This window comes from Polaribacter sp. Asnod6-C07 (assembly GCF_045063625.1).
GTDB classification, from domain to species: domain Bacteria; phylum Bacteroidota; class Bacteroidia; order Flavobacteriales; family Flavobacteriaceae; genus Polaribacter; species Polaribacter vadi_A.
The window spans coordinates 1,855,525-1,876,717 of record NZ_JBEFOF010000005.1 but is presented as its reverse complement, the minus strand read 5'-3'; the positions used below and the strand labels follow the sequence as shown (position 1 = coordinate 1,876,717).

Genomic DNA, 21,193 nt, shown 5'->3' with positions numbered 1-21,193 from the left:
GATTTTGTGCATCTTTATATATAAGCCACGAATTCACTAATTTCTATTTTTGATTGCGTGGCTTTTTTAGTAAAACACAACAATAAATTGGTGACAATTTAAATTAAGTAAAAAAACATTTAATAACTCAATTTAAAAAAAGTATTGTACACAGTAGTAGACATAGAAACAACAGGAAATGGATATAAAGGTCAGAAAATAACTGAAATATCTATTTTTGTTTTTGATGGAAAAGTTGTGGTAGATGAGTTTACATCCTTAGTAAATCCTGAGCAAAATATACCATCCTTTATTACCAATTTAACAGGTATTACAAATGCCATGGTTAGAAATGCACCTAAGTTTTATGAAATAGCAAAAAAGGTAGCAGAAATTACAGAAGACACCATTTTTGTGGCACATAATGTAAACTTCGATTACAATATTATTCAGGCAGAATTTAAAAGTTTAGGATTCGATTTTAAACGTAAAAAACTTTGTACAGTTCGTTTATCAAGAAAAATAATTCCAGGATTAAACTCATATAGTTTAGGTAATATTTGTACTGATGAAAATATACCTATTAATGGTAGGCACAGAGCAAAAGGTGATGCTGAAGCCACTACAGAATTGTTTAGAAGATTAATTGAAAGAGATGATAAATTCATCATCAATTCTTTTTTAAATCCAAGATCTAGACAAGCTACTTTACCTCCGCTTTTAGATAAAAAAGTAGTCGATAATTTACCTGAAACTTTTGGCGTTTATTATTTTAAAAATTTAGCCAAAGAAGTTATTTATGTGGGTAAAGCCAATAATATAAAGCAAAGAGTTATCAGTCATTTTTACGATAAAAAAAAGAAAGAGCAGAACATGTGTTTAGAAACTGCTGATATTTCTTACGTAAAAACTGGCAGTGAATTATTAGCGCTTTTGTACGAATCATCAGAAATAAAACATATTTACCCAAAATACAATAGAGCCCAAAGAAAATCTGGAGAAGCAATTGGCTTATTTTCTTACGAAGACCAAATAGGAATTTTGCATTTGGCTTATAATCGCTTAAAATTAGTACCAAATCCGTTAACCAAATATTACAATGTTTCTGAGGTTAGAAATCATCTAGAAAATTTGTGTAAAGAGTTTGAATTGTGCCCAAAATACTGTCATTTACAAACTAATGTGAGTACTTGTTTCCATTATCAAATAAAAGAATGTAAAGGTATTTGTTGCAATAAAGAGTCTGTAGAAGATTACAATTTACGCGTAAAAGAGGCAATAAAATCAATAGGAATTGGCGCAGAAAATTTAGTTATTAAAGAAACTGGAAGAACTAATAACGAAATTGGTTTTGCCTTAATTTTAGATGGAATATATAAGGGTTTTGGTTATGTAGATAAACATCAATCAGAACAATTAACAAATCCAGAAGACTATTTATTTTTTGTTCAACCTCAAAAAGATAATAGAGACATTCATAGGATTATTGGTTCTTATTTAAAAAAGAAAGAAAATGAAAAAATCAGCGTATAAAATTAATATAATTGGTGCAGGAATTAGTGGTTTAATTGCAGCTCAGATTTTAGAAAATAACGGATATCATCCTACAATTTTAGAAGCTTCAGATTCAGTTGGTGGCCGTGTAAAATCAGAAATAATTAAAGGTCATCATTTAGATTTAGGATTTCAAGTATTGTTAACTTCTTATCCAGCTGCAAAAAAATATTTAAATTACGATGCTTTAGATTTACAAAAATTTTTACCTGGTGCTGCCATTTTTAAAGAAGGTAAATCGCAGATAATTGGAGATCCTTTAAGAAGTTTTTCTTTGTTAATTCCGACGCTTTTTTCATCTATTGGTAATTTTTCTGATAAAACAAAAATCTTAAAATTAAACACAATTTTAAAAAAGAAAACCATTCCTGAAATATTCAATACTGATGAAACATCAACTTTAAAATATTTGCTAAATTTTGGTTTTTCTAAAGAAATTATCAATGATTTTTTTAAGCCCTTTTTTAGCGGAATCTTCTTAGAATCAGATTTAGCGACTTCTAGCAGAATGTTTGAATTTGTTTATAAAATGTTTGGTGACGGATTTGCAGCTGTACCTAAAACCGGAATTCAAGCAATTCCCAATCAGTTAAAAGTCAAATTAAAAAACACAATATTTAAGTTCAATACACTTGTAAAAGAAGTAAAAGACAAAGAAATTATCTTAGATAATGATGACAAAATTGAAAGTCATATCACCATTATTGCTACTGATGCTAGTTCATTAGTTAGCAACTTAAAAAACCAAGAAACTACTTGGAAAAGTTGTGATACCTTATATTTTGAAACTAATGAAAGAGTTATAAAAAAACCTTTAATTGGTTTAATTACTGATAAAAATGCTCTTATTAATAATATTTTTTATCATACAAGTTTCCCTTCATCAAACAAAAATGACAAAGATTTACTTTCTGTAACCGTTGTAAAAAATCATTCATTAAATGACTTAGATTTAATTTTAAAAGTAACCGAAGATTTAAAAATACTTTGTGGCATAGATGTAAAAAAGTTTATCAAACACTATAAAATTAAGAAAGCATTACCAGTATTATCTAATTTACAATACGAAATTTCGAGTACAGAAACCAAATTAAAATCTACTTTTTTTTTAGCTGGAGATCAACTTTTAAATGGCTCTTTAAATGCCGCAATGATTTCTGGAGAAAGAGCTGCTTTAGGCGTAATACAAACCTTAGAAGATGGTTTTATAACAGATGAGTTAACTTCTGAATACTCTTAAAAAACAAAGCCTCAAAACATTTTTAAAATGTTTTGAAGCTCATATTTATAAAAGTTAATAATTTACATTTTACTTAATTAACCCCGTAATAAAATAAGATATATAAATCATTAAGCTTTAATCTCTTAAAGCAATTTACTCTTTTTCAAGCATTTTTTTATCTATATCTTTATCTTTTCTAAGAGCTAAGGCAAATAATGCTACTTCAGCTAATAATAAAGCAATTTTTAGTTTTTTACTTTTACTCACTGCAGCAGTTAACCCTAGTATTTTTGTAGCAATCATAATTTTTATTTTTTTGTTACTTCAAAAGTACAAGGAAGATACATTCTTTATTGATTCATATCAATTAAAAAATAACTCAAATAAAAAATCCCAAAATTATTCATTTTGAGATTTTAGATATTTTGAAAAGAAAAAGAAGGTTAAATACCGTCTCCTAATTCTTTTAATTTTTCTGTGTTTTCTGCTAACATTAATTCATCAATAATTTTCTGAATATCGCCATTCATAATATTAGGCAAATCGTATAAAGACAAACCAATTCTGTGATCTGTAACACGACCTTGGGCATAATTGTACGTTCTAATTTTTGCGCTTCTGTCTCCAGAAGAAACCATAGAACCACGTTTTAAAGCATCTTCTGCTTGTTTTTTAGCCAGTTCTAAATCGTATAAACGAGAACGTAAAACCTTAAAAGCTTTCTCTTTATTTTTATGCTGACTTTTTTGATCTTGACATTGAGCTACTAAACCTGTAGGAATATGCGTTAAACGAACAGCAGAATATGTAGTATTTACAGATTGACCTCCAGGACCAGAAGAACAGAAAAAATCGATTCTTACTTCTTTTGGATTAATCTCTACATCAAATTCTTCTGCCTCTGGAAAAACCATACAAGTTGCTGCAGAAGTATGCACACGACCTTGTGTTTCTGTTTGCGGAACTCTTTGTACACGATGCACACCAGCTTCGAATTTTAAAATTCCATAAACGTCATCTCCATTTACTTCAAATTGAATTTCTTTAAAACCACCATTTGTACCTTCAGAATAATCTACAGTAGAAACTTTCCAACCTCTACCTTCGCAATATTTTGTGTACATTCTAAATAAATCTCCTGCAAAAATACTAGCTTCATCACCACCTGTACCTGCACGTAATTCTACAACTGCATTTTTAGAATCTTCTGGATCTTTTGGTATTAACAAGAATTTAATTTCCTCTTCTAATTGCGGAATTCGAGTATTAGCTTCATCAATTTCCATTTTTGCCATTTCTGACATTTCAGCATCAGAACCATCAGCAATAATTTCTTTTGCTTCTTCTATATTGTTCATTAGAGTATTGTATTCAGCACCTTTCTTAACAACATCACCTAAATCTTTATACTCTTTCATTAATTGTGCATAACGTTTTTGATCCATAATGATTTCTGGCTGAATAATTAAATCAGAAACCTCATCATAACGTTGTTTTACAATTCTTAATTTATCTAACATCTTGTCCTCTTTTCTTGGATTGCGAATTTACAATTTTTATGGGTATCTTTGAAAAAACCTATCTATTTTTATGAAAAAGCTACTTATTTTATGTTCATTTTTATTGATATTTTCTTGCAACAATAATATCAAAAAAACACAAAAACCTACTTTTTTAATTGGTGAATGGAAACGTTTAAATGATAAACCTGGTAGCCAAACTTACGAAATGTGGAACACAAATTTAGTAGGAATGGGTTATACAATGAAAGGTAAAACTAGGTCTTTTCAAGAAATTTTGAGTATTATTACTATTAAAGACACTTTGTATTTAGAGGTTAAAGGTGTTAATGAAAAACCAACTTTATTTAAATTTATAGAACAAACTGATACTTCTTTTGTAAGCGAAAACCCCAAGAACGAATTCCCTAAGAGAATAAAATACATTTTAGACAACAAACAGTTAAAAGCGTCTGTTTCTTCTGATGATTTTAGAATTGATTTTATTTTTGATAAGGTTAATTAAACCATTAATAAATTTAATAATAGTCAAAATATTATCACTTTAAAAAACAGACATCATAATTTATCTTTTTCAAATATTCTCTTTTTTTGGATCAAAGGGTATTAAATTTTAACTAAATACCATCTTTATGATTAAAATATAATTGTTTTTTGCTACAATATTCGTTATTTTTAACAAAAAAAGCTAAAACATTTATGGTTAAAAGTTATTTAAAAACTAATCTTAAATTACTCTTAAGCCTGTTATGTTTATTAATTAGTTTTTTGGTAATTATTGGCTGGTTTTTTAACTCTGAAATCATTTTACAATATTTAGCAGATAGAGCAGGAATGAAATTTAATACTGCCCTATTTTTTCTTATCATTTCATTAATATTAATATTAGATCAGCATTTACTTTCTTATTCTACATTAAAAAAAGCGTTGTTATTTTTCGTTTTTTTATTAAGTGCCTATACAATTCTTATATATACTGTAGAGCTACCAATAAGTATTGATAATTTAGTTATTAAAGATAATTACAATAGTATTTATCCTGGAAGAATGTCTGTAGGTACTGCAGTATGCTTTATGCTTCTATCATCTGGTTTATTATTACTCAAGTCTAAAAAGCAAAAAGTAATAATTTGCGCTCAACATCTTTTTGCACTCATAATATCAATAGCAATTATATCTTTTATCACTCACATTTTAAATATACCTAATGAAAATAAATCGATGTTTTTAGACACGATGTCTGCTGTAACATCTATACTTTTTTTAATTCTTGGCGCTGTTAGTAGTCTAAAAAATAAATCTGTAGGTATATTTTCTATATTTTTTACTAATCTGGCTGGTTCTAATATATTAAAATCCATATTTCCTATAATTTTCCTTATACCAATTTGCCTTAGTTATCTGCTTATTTTCGCCATTTCTGAATCTATAGTGAAAAGTGATTTTGGTATAGTTTTACATACAGTTTTATTGGTAATAATAACTTTTATTTGCATAGCTTATATTTCTAGTAACTTAAACAAAACTGATCTAAAAAGAAAAAAGTTAGAAAATTTACTACAACAATCTAATAAAGAACTTTTACGACTCAATAACCAATTAACTGAAAAAAATAAGGACTTAGAACAGTTCGTTTATATTGCATCTCATGACCTACAAGAACCTTTACGTACAGTAACTAGTATTAGTGAATTGTTAAAAGATGAATATAAAGACTCTATGGATGAAAATGCAAAAACCTATATAAATTTTATTACAGAAGGTATTGCAAGAATGCATTGCTTAGTTAGAGATCTAATGGATTATTCTAGGCTAGGAAATGAAGTGAAATTTAGTGAGGTAAATGTTAATGCTGTTTTAGAAGACATTAAAAAAGATCTTTCCTTAAAACTCAAGGAATCTAAAACAGAAATAAAACACAATACTTTGCCAAATATAATTGCAAATGAAAGTGGTATTAGACAATTGTTTCAAAATTTGATATCTAATGCTATAAAGTTTAGAAAAAAAGAAACTGTGCCAAATATTATTATTACGACTAATGATAAAGGTGATTTTTGGCAGTTTAACATTCAAGATAATGGTATAGGAATAGAAAAAAAACATTCTGAAAAAATATTTAAAATATTTAAAAGACTACATAGAGAAACTGAATACACAGGTACTGGAATAGGGCTTGCCAATTGTAAAAAAATTGTTGAGTTACATAATGGTAAAATTTGGTTAACCTCTATTTTAAATGAAGGAAGTACCTTTCATTTTACTTTAAAAAAATAAATTTATTATGGAAAAACCTAAAAAAGTAATGCTTATTGATGATAATCATCCTACAAATTTTATACATACAAAAATTATCACAAAAGTTAAACCAACTACAGAAATACTAGTTCATGATAAAGCAGAAGAAGCTTTAAATCATTTAAAAAGTACAGAGGTGCTACCAGAAATTATATTTTTAGACATTAACATGCCAGGCATGGATGGATGGGAATTTTTAGAAGAATATGAAAAAATGACTGATTTTAAAGAAAAATGTATCATAATAGTAATGCTTACTACTTCTTTAAACCCAGAAGATGTAAAAAAATCAGAAAAATATATTTCTATTAATGGTTTTGAACATAAACCATTAACTCCAGAAAAACTTCAGAAAATGTTTGCTAAGTACTTTAATCAATCAGATTCTTTGAGAAAAAACACTTAAAAAACAGGTTTATGCTATTTTAAAATGGTAAAGTAAAATGTAGTTCCTTTACCTTCTTGGCTTTCTAACCAAATATCACCTTTATAATAATTAATTATTTTTTTAACAATAGATAATCCTATTCCAGAAGAAGAACTAACACTCTCTAATTTGGTAAAAACTTTAAAAATTCTATCAAAATAATCTGGATTAATACCTATACCATTGTCTTTAACAAAAAATTCGTAATATTCATTTTTATCAGTTACACCTACCTCAATTTGGCCTTCTTCTTTATCACTATATTTAATTGCATTTTCTATTAAATTGATAAATATTTGTTCAAACCTCCATATATTTCCATGTATGGTTGGTAAATCTTTCTGAATTGTAAGTTTTACATAGTCTGGTTTTGATATACTATTTACAACATCAGAAACCATTACATTAAAGTCTATATTTCTATCATCTGTATCTAACCTATCTATGGTAGAATAATCTAAAATACCTTTAATTAAGAAGTTCATTTTTTCTACATTAAAAGATGTTTCTTTTAAAAGCTCTAAAAAATCATTAGGAACATTATCTTTATTATCTTCTAAAAACCAATCTATTAACGTTTGAATATTTATTAAAGGAGCCTTTAAGTCATGAGAAACAGCATGAGCATATTTACTTAACTCTTCGTTTTGCGCTGATAAGTTTTGTAATAGTTCTTCCTTTTTTTGTTCTTGTTTTTTTATAAGCTCTTCTTGTTCTTTTCTTTGAATTACATTGACTAACATATTTGCAAAAACAAATAGTATATTCTGTTCATTTTCTGCATATTTATTTATTTTTCTAACAGAATCAAAACCGATAAAACCAATTAATTCATTGTTTTTAATTTTTGGTATTACTATTAAACTTTGTATGCCTTGTGGCTCTAAAATAGCACGTAAACCAAACTCTCCATCTTTTGGTAACTGGCTAACATCTTCTATATAAAAAGCCTCTCCTTTTCTGTGCGCTTCTAACCAATGTGTTATATAATCTATGGGAATATTTTGTAAATTTTCTATTTCTGGCTCAATTCCGTTTGCACACCATTCATAAGTATTACTTGTAGTATTGTTTACAAAATCATAAGAAAAAATATAACTTCTATCTGCTTCTACAAACTCTCCTATTTGTTTTAAAGATTTACCAACCAACTCATCTATATTCGATAAATCTGAATTGATATATTTGGTTGAAATACTAATTAATAAATCTTGAAAACGTAATTGACGCTCAATAATAGAATTGGTTTCTTCTTTTCTAGAAACGTCATTTTCTTTTTCATTTAACTCTTTCTTAGTCATATAAATTTCTTTTTCTGATAGTTTGATATGCCTAAATTACGGTTTTTATAAAATAAAATTCATCTATTTATTGAACTTTAACAATCTTCTAAACCCCATTTATCTAAACTTCTTAAAATTTGCTCTAAAGATTTACCTCTATTTGTTAAACCATATTCAACTTTTGGAGGCACAACAGGATAAATCTTTTAAAATGTGTTATGTAAAAGATCCTTTTGGAATTTTTTTGAAATCTATACTCACAGTTATGAGTTAACGTATTCTTCTGGCGCTTATCAAAAGAATTAATTAGGAATTATTTCTATAATAAAAAACCTCTAAATCTTATCAATTTAGAGGTTTTTAAATATTTTAAAATTTGGGATTATTCGTAAATGAATTCACCAAACTCGCTTTTAATAGTTAACTTTTTTGTTTCTGATACTTCTACTCTACCTACAATTTTAGCATCAACATTAAAAGATTTAGAAATAGAAATAATGTCTTCTGCAATTTCTGGAGTAACATAAATTTCCATCCTATGTCCGCAATTAAAAACTTGATACATTTCTTTCCAATCTGTTTTAGATTGTTCTTGTATTAATTTAAATAATGGCGGAATTGGAAACATATTGTCTTTTACAATGTGTAACTCATCAACAAAATGTAATATTTTGGTTTGTGCACCTCCAGAACAATGAATCATTCCATGCACTTTATCCGAAGAAAAATTATTTAAAATTTCTTTGATAATTGGCGCATACGTTCTTGTTGGCGATAAAACTAATTTACCTGCATCAATAGGAGAATTCTCAACTTCATCTGTTAACTTTGTATTCCCTGAATACACTAAATCTTCAGGAACTGCAGCATCAAAACTTTCTGGATATTTATCTGCTAAATATTTATGAAAAACATCGTGTCTTGCAGAAGTTAAGCCATTAGAACCCATTCCTCCATTATATTCGGTTTCGTAAGTTGCTTGTCCAAAAGATTCTAAACCAACAATTACATCACCAGCTTTTATGTTGGCGTTATCAATTACATCAGAACGTTTCATTCTTGCAGTTACTGTAGAATCTACAATAATTGTACGCACTAAATCTCCAACATCTGCAGTTTCTCCTCCAGTTGAATGGATTGTTACTCCAAAACCTTTAAGATCTTCAATTAACTCTTCTGTTCCGTTAATAATTGCTGATAAAACTTCGCCAGGAATTTTACTTTTATTACGACCAATGGTTGATGATAACATGATATTATTTGTTGCACCAACACATAATAAATCGTCTATATTCATTATTAAAGCATCTTGTGCAATGCCTTTCCAAACAGAAATAACTCCTGTTTCTTTCCAATACATATAAGCTAAAGAAGATTTTGTGCCTGCTCCATCTGCGTGCATTATTAAACAATAATCTTCATCATTTGTTAAATAATCTGGTACTATTTTACAAAATGCTTTCGGAAACAAACCTTTGTCTATATTCTTAATTGCATTGTGCACATCTTCTTTTGATGCAGAAACACCTCTTTGTGCGTATCTTTTAGAAACTTCTTGACTCATATTGTTGTGTTGTGAATTGCAAATTTAGGTTTTTGATTGAAAATAATATGAGTTTGTCTCTAAAAGTTTTAAGTACCCGAAAACATTAAAACACATTACAAATTATTAACAAACCTCACAGTTTTTAATTCTGTGAGGTTTCTTATTTCTAAGAATTCATTTAAAGAACTGTCTTTTTGAGTTCGTAATTTGCGTTAGGGATTGAATGGTTTGTTTGAGCTCTTTTTTGCTTTTTCAGCAAAAAAAGCGAGTAATGAAAGCCCGTTAAAACGCCCATATTTCTAAAAGTTTAGTTTTTAAAAGTATATTATCTTGTAAATAATAATTCTCTGTATTTTGTTAGTGGCCATAAGTTATCATCTACCATAGTTTCTAACTTGTCACAATGGTATCTAATATCATCGAAAAATGGTTTTACTTTATTACAATAGGCTTGAGCAGATTTTAATCCTTGTAGTTTATTTGCTTTTCTGCGTTCATCAATCATTTTATTGGTTAAAGCATTTATTTCTGTAATATGATTAGAGATAATCATTATCAATTCGATTTGTTCTTTAGCAATCTTCTTAAATTCATCTCCAAAAATTTCTTTTAAATTTTTGGTATTTTCTAATAACGTATTTTGATAATTAATAGCTGTTGGTACAATATGATTTCTTGCTATATCTCCTAAAACCCTGCTCTCTATTTGCAAACGTTTCGTGTATTCTTCTAATTCAATCTCATATCTTGCTTCTAACTCTACATTGTTCATTACATTCATTTCTTCAAATAAAGCAATTGTTTTTTTAGAAACTTTAACTTGTAATGCTTCTGGCGTAGTTTTATTATTACTTAGTTTTCGTTTTTTTGCTTCTTTTTCCCAAGCATCTCCATAACCATCGCCTTCAAAACGAATATTTTTTGAAGCTTTAATGTATTCTCTTAATACATTAAATACAGCTTCGTCCTTTTTTAAATTCTTGTTTTCTATAAGGTTATCTACCTCAATTTTAAATTCTTTTAATTGTTTTGCAACAATAGTGTTTAAAACCGTCATTGGTATTGCACAATTGGCTGATGAACCTACTGCTCTAAACTCGAATTTATTACCTGTAAAAGCAAAAGCCGATGTTCTATTTCTATCTGTATTGTCTAATAAAATTACTGGTATTTTACCAATAATATTTAGTTTTAAATCTGTTTTTTCTTGTGGAGATAATTTACCTATTGTTACATTTTCTAGCTCGTCTAAAACTCTAGACAACTGACTACCAATAAAAACAGATATAATTGCGGGTGGTGCTTCATTGGCTCCTAACCTATGGTCATTACTTGCAGAGGCTATAGAAGCTCTTAATAATTCTTCATTTTCGTAAACTGCTTTTATTGTATTTACAAAAAAAGTTAAGAATTGTAAATTTTTCATTGGTGTTTTACCAGGACTTAACAGATTTGTACCATATGAAGTTGATAAAGACCAATTATTATGTTTACCAGAACCATTTATACCTACAAATGGTTTTTCGTGAAAAAGCACTTTAAAGTGATGTCGTCTAGATACTTTATGCATCACATCCATTAATAGAGAGTTATGATCTACTGCTAAATTTGCTTCTTCAAAAATGGGTGCCAATTCAAATTGATTTGGTGCAACTTCATTATGTCTTGTTTTTACAGGAATACCCAACAACATACATTCTTGCTCTAAATCTTGCATAAAACTCATAGCTCTTGCAGGTATACTACCAAAATAATGATCATCTAATTGCTGACCTTTTGCTGGTATATGACCTAGTAAAGTTCTACCAGTCATTAAAATATCTTGTCTAGAATATGCAAGTGCATCATCTATTAAAAAATACTCTTGTTCCCACCCCAAAGTTGCATTTACTTTGGTTGCATTTTTATCAAAATATTTGCAAACAGCAGTTGCGTGTATATCTATAGCTTGTAAAGCTCTTAATAAAGGTGTTTTATTGTCTAAAGCTTCACCTGTGTAAGACACAAAAATAGTAGGTATGCACAAAGTTGTTTCGTAAATAAATGCTGGTGATGTAGGATCCCAAGCTGTGTAACCTCTAGCTTCGAAAGTATTTCGAATTCCACCATTAGGAAAACTAGAAGCATCTGGTTCTTGCTGCACCAATTGTTCACCATCAAACTTTTCTATAGCTAAACTTCCGTTTATAGATTCGAAAAAAGCATCGTGTTTTTCTGCTGTTGCACCTGTTAAAGGTTGAAACCAATGAGTATAATGTGTAGCACCTTTAGAGATAGCCCAATCTTTCATACTCACAGCAACTTGATCTGCTATTTTTCGGTCAATTCTTGTTCCTTTTTCAATCGCATTCATAACACTTTCGTATGCAGCTCTTGTAAGATACTGTTGCATTGCGTGTTTATTAAATACATTTTTGCCAAACAAAACCGATCTTTTTTCATTTTCTTGCACTTTTTTAGCACTTCTATTCAATATTTCTTGCAACGCAGAAAATCTAATTGTTGACATAATATGATTTTTAAAGGGTAATTTTTATTTTTTAAACAAATATACCCCATAAAAAATAGGGATAAAATTATTTTTTATTCATTTTCAATTTTTACCCCCCTTTTTTTTTGATATCAATACAAAAAAAGCCATTTTTGTAACATTAACATCACACACAATAAATAATTATGGCAAAAATTAAATTAGAATACATTTGGTTAGATGGATACTATCCAACTCAGAACATGAGAAGTAAAACCAAAGTTGAAGAACATGAAGACTTTAAAGGAACAGTTGAAGAATTAGGTAATTGGTCTTTTGATGGATCATCTACAAAGCAAGCTTCTGGAGGAGCGTCTGACTGTATTTTAAAGCCTGTTGCAATTTATCCAGATCCTGCTCGTATTAATGGATACTTAGTAATGACTGAGGTTTTAAGTGCTGATGGAACTCCACACGAATCTAATGGTCGTGCTACTATTGAAGATGATGATAATGATTTTTGGTTTGGTTTTGAGCAAGAATACTTTATTATGGATTCTAAAACACAATTACCTTTAGGTTTCCCTGTAGGTGGTTACCCAGGACCTCAAGGAATGTACTACTGTTCTGTAGGTGGTAAAAATACTTTTGGTAGAGATTTCGTAGAAGAGCATGCTGATTTATGTATTGATGCTGGATTAAACTTTGAAGGTATTAATCAAGAAGTTGCTTCTGGACAATGGGAATTTCAATTGTTTGCAAAAGGTGCTAAAAAAGCAGGTGATGAAATTTGGATTGCTAGATACCTACTAGATCGTTTAACAGAAAAGTATGGATGGTACATTGAATACCACCCAAAACCGATTAAAGGAGACTGGAATGGTTCTGGAATGCACGCAAACTTCTCTAACTCTATTTTAAGAGAGTGTGGTTCTGCAGAAAAATATGCAGAAATCTGTGAAGCTTTTCGTCCTGTAACAAAAGAACATATTGAAGTTTATGGTGAGCACAATGAACAACGTTTAACTGGTTTACACGAAACTGCATCTATTAGTGATTTCTCTTGGGGAGTTTCAGATAGAGGAGCATCTATCCGTATTCCAATTATCGCTGTAGAAAAAGGATACCATGGTTGGTTAGAAGATCGTCGTCCATCTTCAAACGGAGACCCATACAAAATTGCTGCTAGAATTATTAAAACGGTTAAACCGATTAAATAATAATCTTAAGTATAAATCAAAAAAAACGCTAACATTTATTTGTTAGCGTTTTTTATTATAACTTCTTTTGAACTATTTATTTTTCTCTGGAGGAAATCTTGAAATAATTTCTTTTACAAATAACTTAATTCGTTCTTCTTTTTTCTCTACATTATCTAGTTTTAGAGCACCAGTTCCAATACCTTGCCAAACTAATTCTTTCTTTTGTTTATCAATAAAATCGATAAACAACGTACCTTCTGTATATTCATTTATATTTAGATTGTTGTTCATACCATTCCACCTGTAAGGATTCCATCCCCAACCAAAACCGTAACCAAAAGTATTATTCAGATTGACGTTTACCTTACGTCTCGATTTTGTAAAAATACTCACTAACATATCCGGATTTTCAGATTTTGTAAACCCTTGTGCTAACAATTCAGATTCAATTGCTCTTAAAACTCTTTTTTTATCTAAACTAGAAATTTCAGCTTTATCAATTCCTGTTTTATAAAATGCAAAAGTTTTATATTGATTAAAATCTACCTTTGTATCATAATCTGTAACCACCTTTACAGTATTACAAGAATACAACCCAACTAATAGAAATAATGATAATAATTTTACAGTTTTCATAAGATTAAATTTAACAATAATTTATCAAAAAATGTGCCAAACTAATGATAAACAGCAACAAAATGCAATAATTTAATTAAATATTCATAAAATTAAACTTTATTTTGAAAATTCCTTAAATTGCAAGACAAAAATTAAACATTTATTACGAATGAAACAAACAATTCCTTATAAACCTAAACATAAAGTACGTATTGTAACTGCTGCTTCTCTTTTTGATGGTCATGATGCTGCTATAAACATTATGCGTAGAATTATTCAATCTACAGGAGTTGAAGTTATTCATTTAGGGCATGATAGATCAGTAGAAGAAGTAGTTAATTGTGCTATTCAAGAAGACGTGAACGCTATTGCAATGACTTCTTATCAAGGAGGTCATAATGAGTATTTTAAATATATGTACGATTTATTGCAAGAAAAGGGTGCTGGTCACATCAAAATTTTTGGTGGTGGAGGTGGAGTAATTCTTCCTGAAGAAATTAAGGATTTAATGGATTATGGAATTACAAGAATTTATTCTCCTGATGATGGAAGAGCTCTTGGTTTACAAGGTATGATTAATGATTTGGTACAAAAAAGCGAACAAGCCCATCCTAACCTTCCCAAAGGGAAGGAACTACAATCTGACTCAAAAAATGAGGGGAAAGTTTGTAATGAAGATGGTAGTTGGTTGCTAGAATTAGGAAGTGAAAAAATTTTAGAAAATCTAAAAAATAAAGATGTCAACACTATTGCTAGAATAATATCTCTCGCAGAAAATAACCATATAGATTTCGAACAGGTTTTTTCTTCTTTGGGGAAATTAAAAGGGGCTTCTTCTCCTGTTTTAGGAATTACAGGAACTGGTGGTGCAGGAAAATCTTCTTTGGTAGACGAATTAGTACGCAGATTCTTAATTGATTTTCCTAAAAAAACAATTGGTATTATTTCTGTTGATCCATCAAAAAGAAAAACTGGTGGTGCTCTTTTAGGGGATAGAATTAGAATGAACGCAATTAACAATTCTCGTGTTTATATGCGTTCTTTGGCCACTCGTCAATCTAATTTAGCATTATCTAAACATGTAAATGAAGCTATTGAAGTTTTAAAAAGTGCTGAATTTGATTTAATTATTTTAGAAACTTCAGGAATTGGACAATCTGATACAGAAATCATTGAACATTCTGACACTTCATTATATGTAATGACTCCTGAGTTTGGAGCTGCAACACAATTAGAAAAAATTGATATGCTAGATTTTGCAGATTTAGTTGCCATCAATAAATTTGATAAAAGAGGTGCTTTAGATGCAGTGAGAGATGTAAAAAAGCAATATATGCGCAACAATAATTTGTGGCATATCAATCAAGAGGATTTACCAGTTTATGGTACAATTGCATCGCAATTTAATGACCCTGGAATGAATACTTTGTACAAAAGTATTATGGATAAATTAGTCGAAAAAACTGGAGCTGATTTAAAATCAACTATGGAAATTACCTCAGCAATGTCTGAAAAAATATTTGTAATTCCGCCAAAAAGAGTTCGTTATTTATCAGAAATTGCTGATGATAATAGAGATTATGACAAAAAAGTTGATGAGCAAGTAAAGGTTGCTCAAAAATTATATGGAATTTATCAAACAATTTTATCTTTAACAGTTGTCATTTCGACTGAAATGGAGAAATCTCTTTTAAGTAAAACTGGACTTGATAATGACTTGACCCTGAAACAAGTTCAGGATGACGATCAGCAATTTGTTAAATTACTAATCTCACAATTCGAAAAAGTTAAAATGAATTTAAATCCCCATAATTGGGAAATCATTTTAAACTGGCAAGAAAAGGTAAACAAGTATAAAAATCCTATTTATACGTTTAAAGTTCGTGATAAAGAAATAAAAATAGAAACACACAGCGAGTCGCTGTCACACTCAAAAATACCAAAGGTTAGTTTGCCTAAGTACCAAGCTTGGGGAGATTTATTACGCTGGAATTTACAAGAAAATGTACCAGGAGAATTCCCATATACAGCAGGTTTATATCCTTTTAAAAGAACAGGAGAAGACCCTACAAGAATGTTTGCAGGCGAAGGTGGCCCAGAAAGAACCAACAGACGTTTTCATTATGTAAGTTTAGGAATGGATGCTAAAAGGCTTTCAACAGCTTTTGATTCTGTTACTTTGTATGGAAATGACCCTGATGTAAGACCCGATATTTATGGTAAAATAGGAAATGCTGGTGTATCTATTTGTTGTTTAGATGATGCTAAAAAACTGTATTCTGGTTTTGATTTAACACATCATATGACTTCTGTTTCTATGACTATTAATGGCCCAGCACCAATGTTGTTAGGTTTTTTTATGAATGCTGCAATTGATCAGAATTGTGAAAAATACATTAAGGAACATCAACTAGAAAAAGAAGTTGAAGCAAAATTTGTCTCAATTTATGATGATAATGGTTTAGAAAGACCAAAATATCAAGGAGAATTACCAGAAGGAAATAATGGTTTAGGTTTACTTCTTTTAGGTTTAACTGGCGATTTGGTTCTGCCATCAGAAGTTTATCAACAGATAAAAAAAGACACTTTAGCACAAGTTAGAGGAACTGTACAAGCTGATATTTTAAAAGAAGATCAGGCACAAAATACCTGTATTTTTTCTACGGAATTCGCTTTGCGATTAATGGGCGATGTTCAAGAATATTTCATCGAAAAACAAGTCCGTAATTTTTATTCGGTTTCTATTTCTGGATATCATATTGCAGAAGCTGGTGCAAATCCGATTACGCAATTGGCATTAACTTTGTCTAACGGATTTACTTATGTGGAGTACTATTTAAGTCGTGGAATGGACATCAATAAATTTGGCCCGAATTTATCGTTTTTCTTTTCTAACGGAATTGATCCTGAATATGCTGTAATTGGTAGAGTTGCTCGTAAAATTTGGGCAAAAGCGATGAAAAATAAATACGGAGCCAATCCAAGAGCGCAAATGCTAAAGTATCATATTCAGACTTCTGGACGTTCTTTACACGCGCAAGAAATCGATTTTAATGATATTAGAACAACCTTGCAAGCCTTGTATGCCATTTATGACAATTGTAATTCTCTACACACAAATGCTTATGATGAAGCCATTACAACTCCGACTGAAGAATCTGTAAGAAGAGCTATGGCTATTCAATTAATCATTAATAAAGAACTTGGTTTAGCGAAAAACGAAAACCCAATTCAAGGGGCTTTTATTATAGAAGAATTAACAGATTTAGTGGAAGCTGCAGTTTTAGAAGAGTTTGATAGAATTACAGAAAGAGGTGGTGTTTTAGGTGCTATGGAAACGATGTATCAGCGTTCTAAAATTCAGGAAGAAAGTTTGTATTACGAAACTTTAAAACACAATGGAGATTTTCCTATTATTGGCGTAAACACGTTTTTAAGTTCTAAAGGTTCGCCTACAGTTTTACCTGCTGAAGTGATTCGTGCTACTGAAACAGAAAAGCAATATCAAATTAAAACGAAAGAGAATCTTAATGCGATTCATAAAACAGAAGTTGAGCATCAATTAAGAATTTTACAAGAAGCTGCCATTCAGAACGAAAATTTGTTTGATAAATTAATGGAAGCTACTAAAGTTTGTTCTTTAGGACAAATTACTGATGCTTTGTTTAAAGTTGGTGGGCAATATAGAAGGAATATGTAAAAGGTAATACCTTTAAATATTTATTTTAAAAATCACTAAACTTTTAAAGTCTTTGTAAAAAGAAATTTACAAATTAACCCCTTCAGGTTTTAAAAACCTGAAGGGGTTTAAAACTAAACCATTTCTTTTTTCATCTTCATATTATTCTCTTTGCTTGCTTTTCTACCTTTTAAAAAGAAAAGTATAAAAGCAATCATAACTATACCTAAGTAAATAGAGAATCCACCTATTTTACCACTTAAAGTTTCAACTAAATCTTTATAATCTATTAAACTAGAAATTTTTATTATTCTCAATGCAAACCCGATATTTAATAGATAAAAACCTATTTTAAATAATTTATTAGTTGCCATTGCAATTTCTATTTTCTGACCAAAAATATCTAACATAAAAATCTTACTATTTTTAAACAAATGCTCTGATACCATTGTTGTTAAACCTATTGCTATTGGTAAATAAATGATGTACGCGATTAATTCTAATGAAGTGCTCATAATTATTGAATTTAATATTAATTTTAAAGTTCTTTAGTCATTTTTCCTAAGTTAATTTTCTCTCCTTTTGTAAATTTAATTTCCCTAACTACATTCATATCCTTCCATAAATATCTACTGCCTTTTAACATTTTTGTTTGCTTAATTCTTTTTTGGAAAGCATTATATTCATTTTTTGTAGCTGGTCTTTTCTTCCCTAATTCACCATATAATTTTACAGCAGGATATTCAGAGAAATTCATTTTAAAAAGAGATTTAAACCAAAACCATTTACTACTATTCACTGCCAAAACACAAATCTTTTTATTTACTTTTGAATTTATATTTAGTTTCGCAGCAAACTTTTCAAAATAAAAACCTGTTTGATTATCATTCAAAAACAAAGATCCTATTGGAGTAATTGTAGGTTGATTATCTTTATTTACAGATGCAATAGAAATATGCATATTTTGTCCAATCGATTTACTAAAGTGCACTCTTATTCTTTTCCAGTTTTCTTGTAAATTAATTTTCATTTTGTTACTTTTTATAATGTTTATGAATTAAATACACTGAGTATATGTTGATAAAATGCAAACTTGCTATAATGAGTAAAATGTAACTTAATCTTGCTGAAATTTCTAAAATCATTTCTTTTGTGGTTTCAATTTCAGACATTGAATGTAAACTCCAAATAGCCAAACCTAGGTTTAATAAATAGTAAGCAATTCTTAATAGTTTATTGATTCCATTTCCAAAATTTATATCATTAGGAAAATAACTTAAAATGTATATTTTGCCATTTCTGTAGCAGAAATCTCCAACAAAAATTACAATTAAACTAGATATTAAAATATAGAATATGTAAGTGAATTGGCTCATATTTCTTTTTTTATGGATTCCAGAATATATGTCCAAAATACTGATAAAGGAATTGGAGAAATCCAAAAGATTATAATAACTACATTTTTAATTGGAATGTGCTTTTCTAACTCAAAGAATAAAAAAACACCAAAAAAATATAATACAACAGATAATAAATATATAAGTATAAGCTTAAAATTATTTAATTTCTTACGGTAAAACAATGTTATTAATGACGAAAAAACCTGAAAGCAACCTAATGCAAAAGCAATATATAATGAATAGAATAGGTAGCTTGAATCTAGAATTGAAATTAAAAGAGAGATTAAAAAAGGAACCATTAAAACCCTATTAATCCAAATCATTATTGAGATATTTATTTTCATAATATAATTTATTTTTAAAACTTTCAGAAATTATTGAAAGTTTATAATCAAATTTTTTTACTTTTTTACAATTTTGGTAAAGTTTGATAAAAGCCAGTGTTCATCAGCTTTAATCGTTTTGTCTAAAATATTATTTACAGTTGTGGTTACTTTAGATAAATCGTTTAAAACCTTTTTAAATTCTAGAGCTTCTTCAGAATCGTCTTCGATTTCTTGCAAATCAGCTAAAACTTTTAAAACAGGCTCTACTTCTCTTCTTTTACGTTCTTTGGTGATTTGTTTAAACAATTCCCAAATATCTTTGGTGGCAATAAAAAATTCTTTTCGTTCACCAATTACCAATTCTTTTTGTACAATTCCCCAATCAATTAAAGCTCTAACATTCATATTTACATTACCTCTAGAAATCTGTAAAGTTTCCATAATATCTTCTGCAGACAAAGGCTTTGTAGAAACTAATAATAACGCATGTACTTGAGCCATTGTTTTATTAACTCCCCAAGAAGTAGCTAAACTTCCCCAAGTATGAATATATTTTAATTTTGCATCTTCTAATTCCATACATCAAATATACAACTTATTTCTAAACTTTCAATAATTATTGAAAATAAAATAATTTTATAGAATTGATAAGTTATTTATCTTTCCTTAAAAATTAAATACATAATGAAATTATTAGGAATAGGTTCAAGAATAGAACACGCAACATATGGAACAGGAGTTGTTACAAACGTTACCAGCAAACATTATTGGGTAACTTTTATAAAAGACGGATTAGAAACCATAGCTATTGACAGCGATTTTGAAGTAATTGAAGCTGTAGAAGATGAAGTTGATACGATTAGTTTTTACGAAGTTGAAAAATCACTCAAAAGTTTATTACAAAAATGGAGCGATGTTACAGAAATAGCACCAATTGCAGACAGATGGAAAAAAGGAACTTTAATTTTTAGATCAGCAGATTCTAATTTAGCAGATAAAGAAATACCTATTGATACGTTTTTTCATAAGATTGTAATGGTTAGAGATCGAATTCGTGTTATGGAGCAAAAAATTAACTCAAGCAAGACCTTAGACGATCAAGATAAAATTGATTTGCAACAATATATCACCAGAATTTATGGAAGTTTAACCACTTTTAATGTATTATTTAAAGTAAAATCTGATCAATTTGTAGGTTCAAGATCTAAATAATGCATCTTTTTTGATGATAACTCGTCTATTTTTAAAACAAAATGGATAATCAAAATTTAAAAACGGCATATTATCATCAACTAAAATTAGGTAAACAGGCTTTAAAACTACAAAATTTTGAAGCTTCTTTTTATCATTTAGAAAATGCACATATTTTAGGGCAGAAACATTTAATTAGACATACAATTAGTCATTATTGGATGTTGATTTTTGGCATAAAGACTAAAAACATCAAAGAAAGTATTGGTCAAATTATTAGATTAATAGCTTCTCTCCTATTTACATTAATTTGGGTTCCTAAAGGAAATACAGGAGGTGCAGATGTTTCACCTATCAAAATAATGACGATTAGAAAAGAACTAAAAAAATATTTTTAATTTAATGCATCTTTTTTAAAGTTTTACTGTCTATTAGATGAACATTAAAACAAAAATTATGAAATATAAAAACGAATGTA

The 21,193-nt window shown here is 28.9% G+C and carries 19 protein-coding genes and 2 pseudogenes; 10 read left to right on the top strand and 11 right to left on the bottom strand.

The features are described 5' to 3' along the window. Positions 1-144: 144 nt before the first annotated feature. Positions 145-1,512 carry an exonuclease domain-containing protein gene (locus ACJJVK_RS07955; RefSeq protein WP_405564956.1) on the top strand — a complete coding sequence of 456 codons (1,368 nt, stop codon included), beginning with the start codon at positions 145-147 and terminating at the stop codon, positions 1,510-1,512. Then, positions 1,493-2,773, top strand: coding sequence for an FAD-dependent oxidoreductase (locus ACJJVK_RS07950; RefSeq protein ID WP_405564954.1), 1,281 nt, complete (start codon positions 1,493-1,495; stop codon positions 2,771-2,773). The genes ACJJVK_RS07955 and ACJJVK_RS07950 overlap by 20 nt, the downstream gene beginning before the upstream one ends. 135 nt (positions 2,774-2,908) lie before the next feature. Here the strand turns inward: ACJJVK_RS07950 and ACJJVK_RS07945 are convergent, their stop codons facing one another. Together ACJJVK_RS07945 and prfA are read right to left on the bottom strand one after the other, a co-directional pair. Next, positions 2,909-3,058 carry a hypothetical protein gene (locus tag ACJJVK_RS07945; protein ID WP_405564951.1) on the bottom strand — a complete coding sequence of 50 codons (150 nt, stop codon included), beginning with the start codon at positions 3,056-3,058 and terminating at the stop codon, positions 2,909-2,911. 140 nt (positions 3,059-3,198) lie between these two features. Continuing rightward, on the bottom strand, positions 3,199-4,275 hold the full coding sequence (gene prfA / locus ACJJVK_RS07940; RefSeq protein WP_405564949.1) for a peptide chain release factor 1: 1,077 nt from the start codon (positions 4,273-4,275) through the stop codon (positions 3,199-3,201). A gap of 70 nt (positions 4,276-4,345) precedes the next feature. Here prfA and ACJJVK_RS07935 point away from each other — a divergent pair, with 70 nt between their 5' ends. The 3 genes from ACJJVK_RS07935 to ACJJVK_RS07925 all read left to right on the top strand — a co-directional run bounded on the left by ACJJVK_RS07935 (position 4,346) and on the right by ACJJVK_RS07925 (position 6,979). Then, on the top strand, positions 4,346-4,780 hold the full coding sequence (locus tag ACJJVK_RS07935) for a DUF6265 family protein (RefSeq protein WP_405564946.1): 435 nt from the start codon (positions 4,346-4,348) through the stop codon (positions 4,778-4,780). A 194-nt stretch (positions 4,781-4,974) separates the two neighbouring features. Continuing rightward, positions 4,975-6,552 carry an ATP-binding protein gene (locus tag ACJJVK_RS07930; protein ID WP_405564943.1) on the top strand — a complete coding sequence of 526 codons (1,578 nt, stop codon included), beginning with the start codon at positions 4,975-4,977 and terminating at the stop codon, positions 6,550-6,552. Between the two features lie 7 nt (positions 6,553-6,559). Then, complete coding sequence (locus ACJJVK_RS07925) at positions 6,560-6,979, top strand: response regulator (RefSeq protein ID WP_405564941.1); 420 nt, start codon at positions 6,560-6,562, stop codon at positions 6,977-6,979. 14 nt (positions 6,980-6,993) lie between these two features. Here ACJJVK_RS07925 and ACJJVK_RS07920 read toward each other — a convergent pair whose 3' ends face one another. Then, positions 6,994-8,301: an ATP-binding protein gene (locus tag ACJJVK_RS07920; RefSeq protein ID WP_405564938.1), complete on the bottom strand. Its 1,308-nt coding sequence runs from the start codon at positions 8,299-8,301 to the stop codon at positions 6,994-6,996. Positions 8,302-8,378: 77 nt separating this feature from the next. Beyond that, a pseudogene (locus ACJJVK_RS07915) lies at positions 8,379-8,489 on the bottom strand (winged helix-turn-helix transcriptional regulator); the annotation flags it as partial. On the opposite strand from ACJJVK_RS07915, the pseudogene ACJJVK_RS07910 reads away from it, so the two are divergent. After that, positions 8,480-8,589 (top strand): annotated as a pseudogene (locus ACJJVK_RS07910) (glyoxalase); the annotation flags it as partial. The pseudogenes ACJJVK_RS07915 and ACJJVK_RS07910 overlap by 10 nt on opposite strands. 76 nt (positions 8,590-8,665) lie before the next feature. On the opposite strand, the gene ACJJVK_RS07905 reads toward ACJJVK_RS07910, so the two are convergent. Together ACJJVK_RS07905 and ACJJVK_RS07900 are read right to left on the bottom strand one after the other, a co-directional pair. Next, positions 8,666-9,847 (bottom strand): AIR synthase related protein, encoded by a 1,182-nt coding sequence (locus ACJJVK_RS07905; protein WP_405564936.1) that lies wholly within the window; start codon positions 9,845-9,847, stop codon positions 8,666-8,668. A gap of 307 nt (positions 9,848-10,154) precedes the next feature. Further along, complete coding sequence (locus ACJJVK_RS07900) at positions 10,155-12,338, bottom strand: glutamine synthetase III (RefSeq protein ID WP_405564933.1); 2,184 nt, start codon at positions 12,336-12,338, stop codon at positions 10,155-10,157. A gap of 167 nt (positions 12,339-12,505) precedes the next feature. Between ACJJVK_RS07900 and ACJJVK_RS07895 the strand changes: the two genes are divergently transcribed. Next, positions 12,506-13,519 carry a glutamine synthetase beta-grasp domain-containing protein gene (locus tag ACJJVK_RS07895; RefSeq protein ID WP_405564931.1) on the top strand — a complete coding sequence of 338 codons (1,014 nt, stop codon included), beginning with the start codon at positions 12,506-12,508 and terminating at the stop codon, positions 13,517-13,519. Between the two features lie 72 nt (positions 13,520-13,591). Here ACJJVK_RS07895 and ACJJVK_RS07890 read toward each other — a convergent pair whose 3' ends face one another. Then, positions 13,592-14,137, bottom strand: coding sequence for a DUF4136 domain-containing protein (locus ACJJVK_RS07890; RefSeq protein WP_405564930.1), 546 nt, complete (start codon positions 14,135-14,137; stop codon positions 13,592-13,594). Between the two features lie 151 nt (positions 14,138-14,288). On the opposite strand from ACJJVK_RS07890, the gene ACJJVK_RS07885 reads away from it, so the two are divergent. Beyond that, positions 14,289-17,819: a methylmalonyl-CoA mutase family protein gene (locus ACJJVK_RS07885; RefSeq protein WP_405564928.1), complete on the top strand. Its 3,531-nt coding sequence runs from the start codon at positions 14,289-14,291 to the stop codon at positions 17,817-17,819. Between the two features lie 113 nt (positions 17,820-17,932). Here ACJJVK_RS07885 and ACJJVK_RS07880 read toward each other — a convergent pair whose 3' ends face one another. The 4 genes from ACJJVK_RS07880 to ACJJVK_RS07865 all read right to left on the bottom strand — a co-directional run bounded on the left by ACJJVK_RS07880 (position 17,933) and on the right by ACJJVK_RS07865 (position 20,103). Continuing rightward, positions 17,933-18,313, bottom strand: a complete 381-nt coding sequence (locus ACJJVK_RS07880; RefSeq protein ID WP_405564926.1) for a hypothetical protein — start codon at positions 18,311-18,313, stop codon at positions 17,933-17,935. A 23-nt stretch (positions 18,314-18,336) separates the two neighbouring features. Then, a complete protein-coding gene (locus ACJJVK_RS07875; RefSeq protein WP_405564924.1) occupies positions 18,337-18,828 on the bottom strand; it encodes a hypothetical protein in 492 nt (163 codons plus the stop codon). Between the two features lie 4 nt (positions 18,829-18,832). Further along, positions 18,833-19,174, bottom strand: a complete 342-nt coding sequence (locus ACJJVK_RS07870; RefSeq protein ID WP_405564922.1) for a hypothetical protein — start codon at positions 19,172-19,174, stop codon at positions 18,833-18,835. Positions 19,175-19,599: 425 nt separating this feature from the next. Next, positions 19,600-20,103, bottom strand: coding sequence for a GbsR/MarR family transcriptional regulator (locus ACJJVK_RS07865; RefSeq protein WP_405564921.1), 504 nt, complete (start codon positions 20,101-20,103; stop codon positions 19,600-19,602). Between the two features lie 105 nt (positions 20,104-20,208). Between ACJJVK_RS07865 and ACJJVK_RS07860 the strand changes: the two genes are divergently transcribed. Together ACJJVK_RS07860 and ACJJVK_RS07855 are read left to right on the top strand one after the other, a co-directional pair. Continuing rightward, complete coding sequence (locus ACJJVK_RS07860) at positions 20,209-20,736, top strand: hypothetical protein (protein WP_405564919.1); 528 nt, start codon at positions 20,209-20,211, stop codon at positions 20,734-20,736. Positions 20,737-20,777: 41 nt separating this feature from the next. After that, on the top strand, positions 20,778-21,113 hold the full coding sequence (locus ACJJVK_RS07855) for a DUF3703 domain-containing protein (RefSeq protein ID WP_405564916.1): 336 nt from the start codon (positions 20,778-20,780) through the stop codon (positions 21,111-21,113). Positions 21,114-21,193: the final 80 nt, after the last annotated feature.

Excerpts from the sequence above, each read along its gene's own strand:
- ACJJVK_RS07935 (WP_405564946.1), top strand. The coding sequence starts at position 4,346 with ATGAAAAAGCTACTTATTTTATGTTCATTTTTATTGATATTTTCTTGC.
- ACJJVK_RS07905 (WP_405564936.1), bottom strand. The coding sequence starts at position 9,847 with ATGAGTCAAGAAGTTTCTAAAAGATACGCACAAAGAGGTGTTTCTGCA.
- prfA (WP_405564949.1), bottom strand. The coding sequence starts at position 4,275 with ATGTTAGATAAATTAAGAATTGTAAAACAACGTTATGATGAGGTTTCT.
- ACJJVK_RS07860 (WP_405564919.1), top strand. The coding sequence starts at position 20,209 with ATGAAATTATTAGGAATAGGTTCAAGAATAGAACACGCAACATATGGA.
- ACJJVK_RS07865 (WP_405564921.1), bottom strand. The coding sequence starts at position 20,103 with ATGGAATTAGAAGATGCAAAATTAAAATATATTCATACTTGGGGAAGT.
- ACJJVK_RS07880 (WP_405564926.1), bottom strand. The coding sequence starts at position 18,313 with ATGAGCACTTCATTAGAATTAATCGCGTACATCATTTATTTACCAATA.
- ACJJVK_RS07890 (WP_405564930.1), bottom strand. The coding sequence starts at position 14,137 with ATGAAAACTGTAAAATTATTATCATTATTTCTATTAGTTGGGTTGTAT.
- ACJJVK_RS07930 (WP_405564943.1), top strand. The coding sequence starts at position 4,975 with ATGGTTAAAAGTTATTTAAAAACTAATCTTAAATTACTCTTAAGCCTG.
- ACJJVK_RS07875 (WP_405564924.1), bottom strand. The coding sequence starts at position 18,828 with ATGAAAATTAATTTACAAGAAAACTGGAAAAGAATAAGAGTGCACTTT.
- ACJJVK_RS07895 (WP_405564931.1), top strand. The coding sequence starts at position 12,506 with ATGGCAAAAATTAAATTAGAATACATTTGGTTAGATGGATACTATCCA.
- ACJJVK_RS07855 (WP_405564916.1), top strand. The coding sequence starts at position 20,778 with ATGGATAATCAAAATTTAAAAACGGCATATTATCATCAACTAAAATTA.
- ACJJVK_RS07900 (WP_405564933.1), bottom strand. The coding sequence starts at position 12,338 with ATGTCAACAATTAGATTTTCTGCGTTGCAAGAAATATTGAATAGAAGT.
- ACJJVK_RS07885 (WP_405564928.1), top strand. The coding sequence starts at position 14,289 with ATGAAACAAACAATTCCTTATAAACCTAAACATAAAGTACGTATTGTA.
- ACJJVK_RS07925 (WP_405564941.1), top strand. The coding sequence starts at position 6,560 with ATGGAAAAACCTAAAAAAGTAATGCTTATTGATGATAATCATCCTACA.
- ACJJVK_RS07920 (WP_405564938.1), bottom strand. The coding sequence starts at position 8,301 with ATGACTAAGAAAGAGTTAAATGAAAAAGAAAATGACGTTTCTAGAAAA.
- ACJJVK_RS07945 (WP_405564951.1), bottom strand. The coding sequence starts at position 3,058 with ATGATTGCTACAAAAATACTAGGGTTAACTGCTGCAGTGAGTAAAAGT.
- ACJJVK_RS07870 (WP_405564922.1), bottom strand. The coding sequence starts at position 19,174 with ATGAGCCAATTCACTTACATATTCTATATTTTAATATCTAGTTTAATT.
- ACJJVK_RS07950 (WP_405564954.1), top strand. The coding sequence starts at position 1,493 with ATGAAAAAATCAGCGTATAAAATTAATATAATTGGTGCAGGAATTAGT.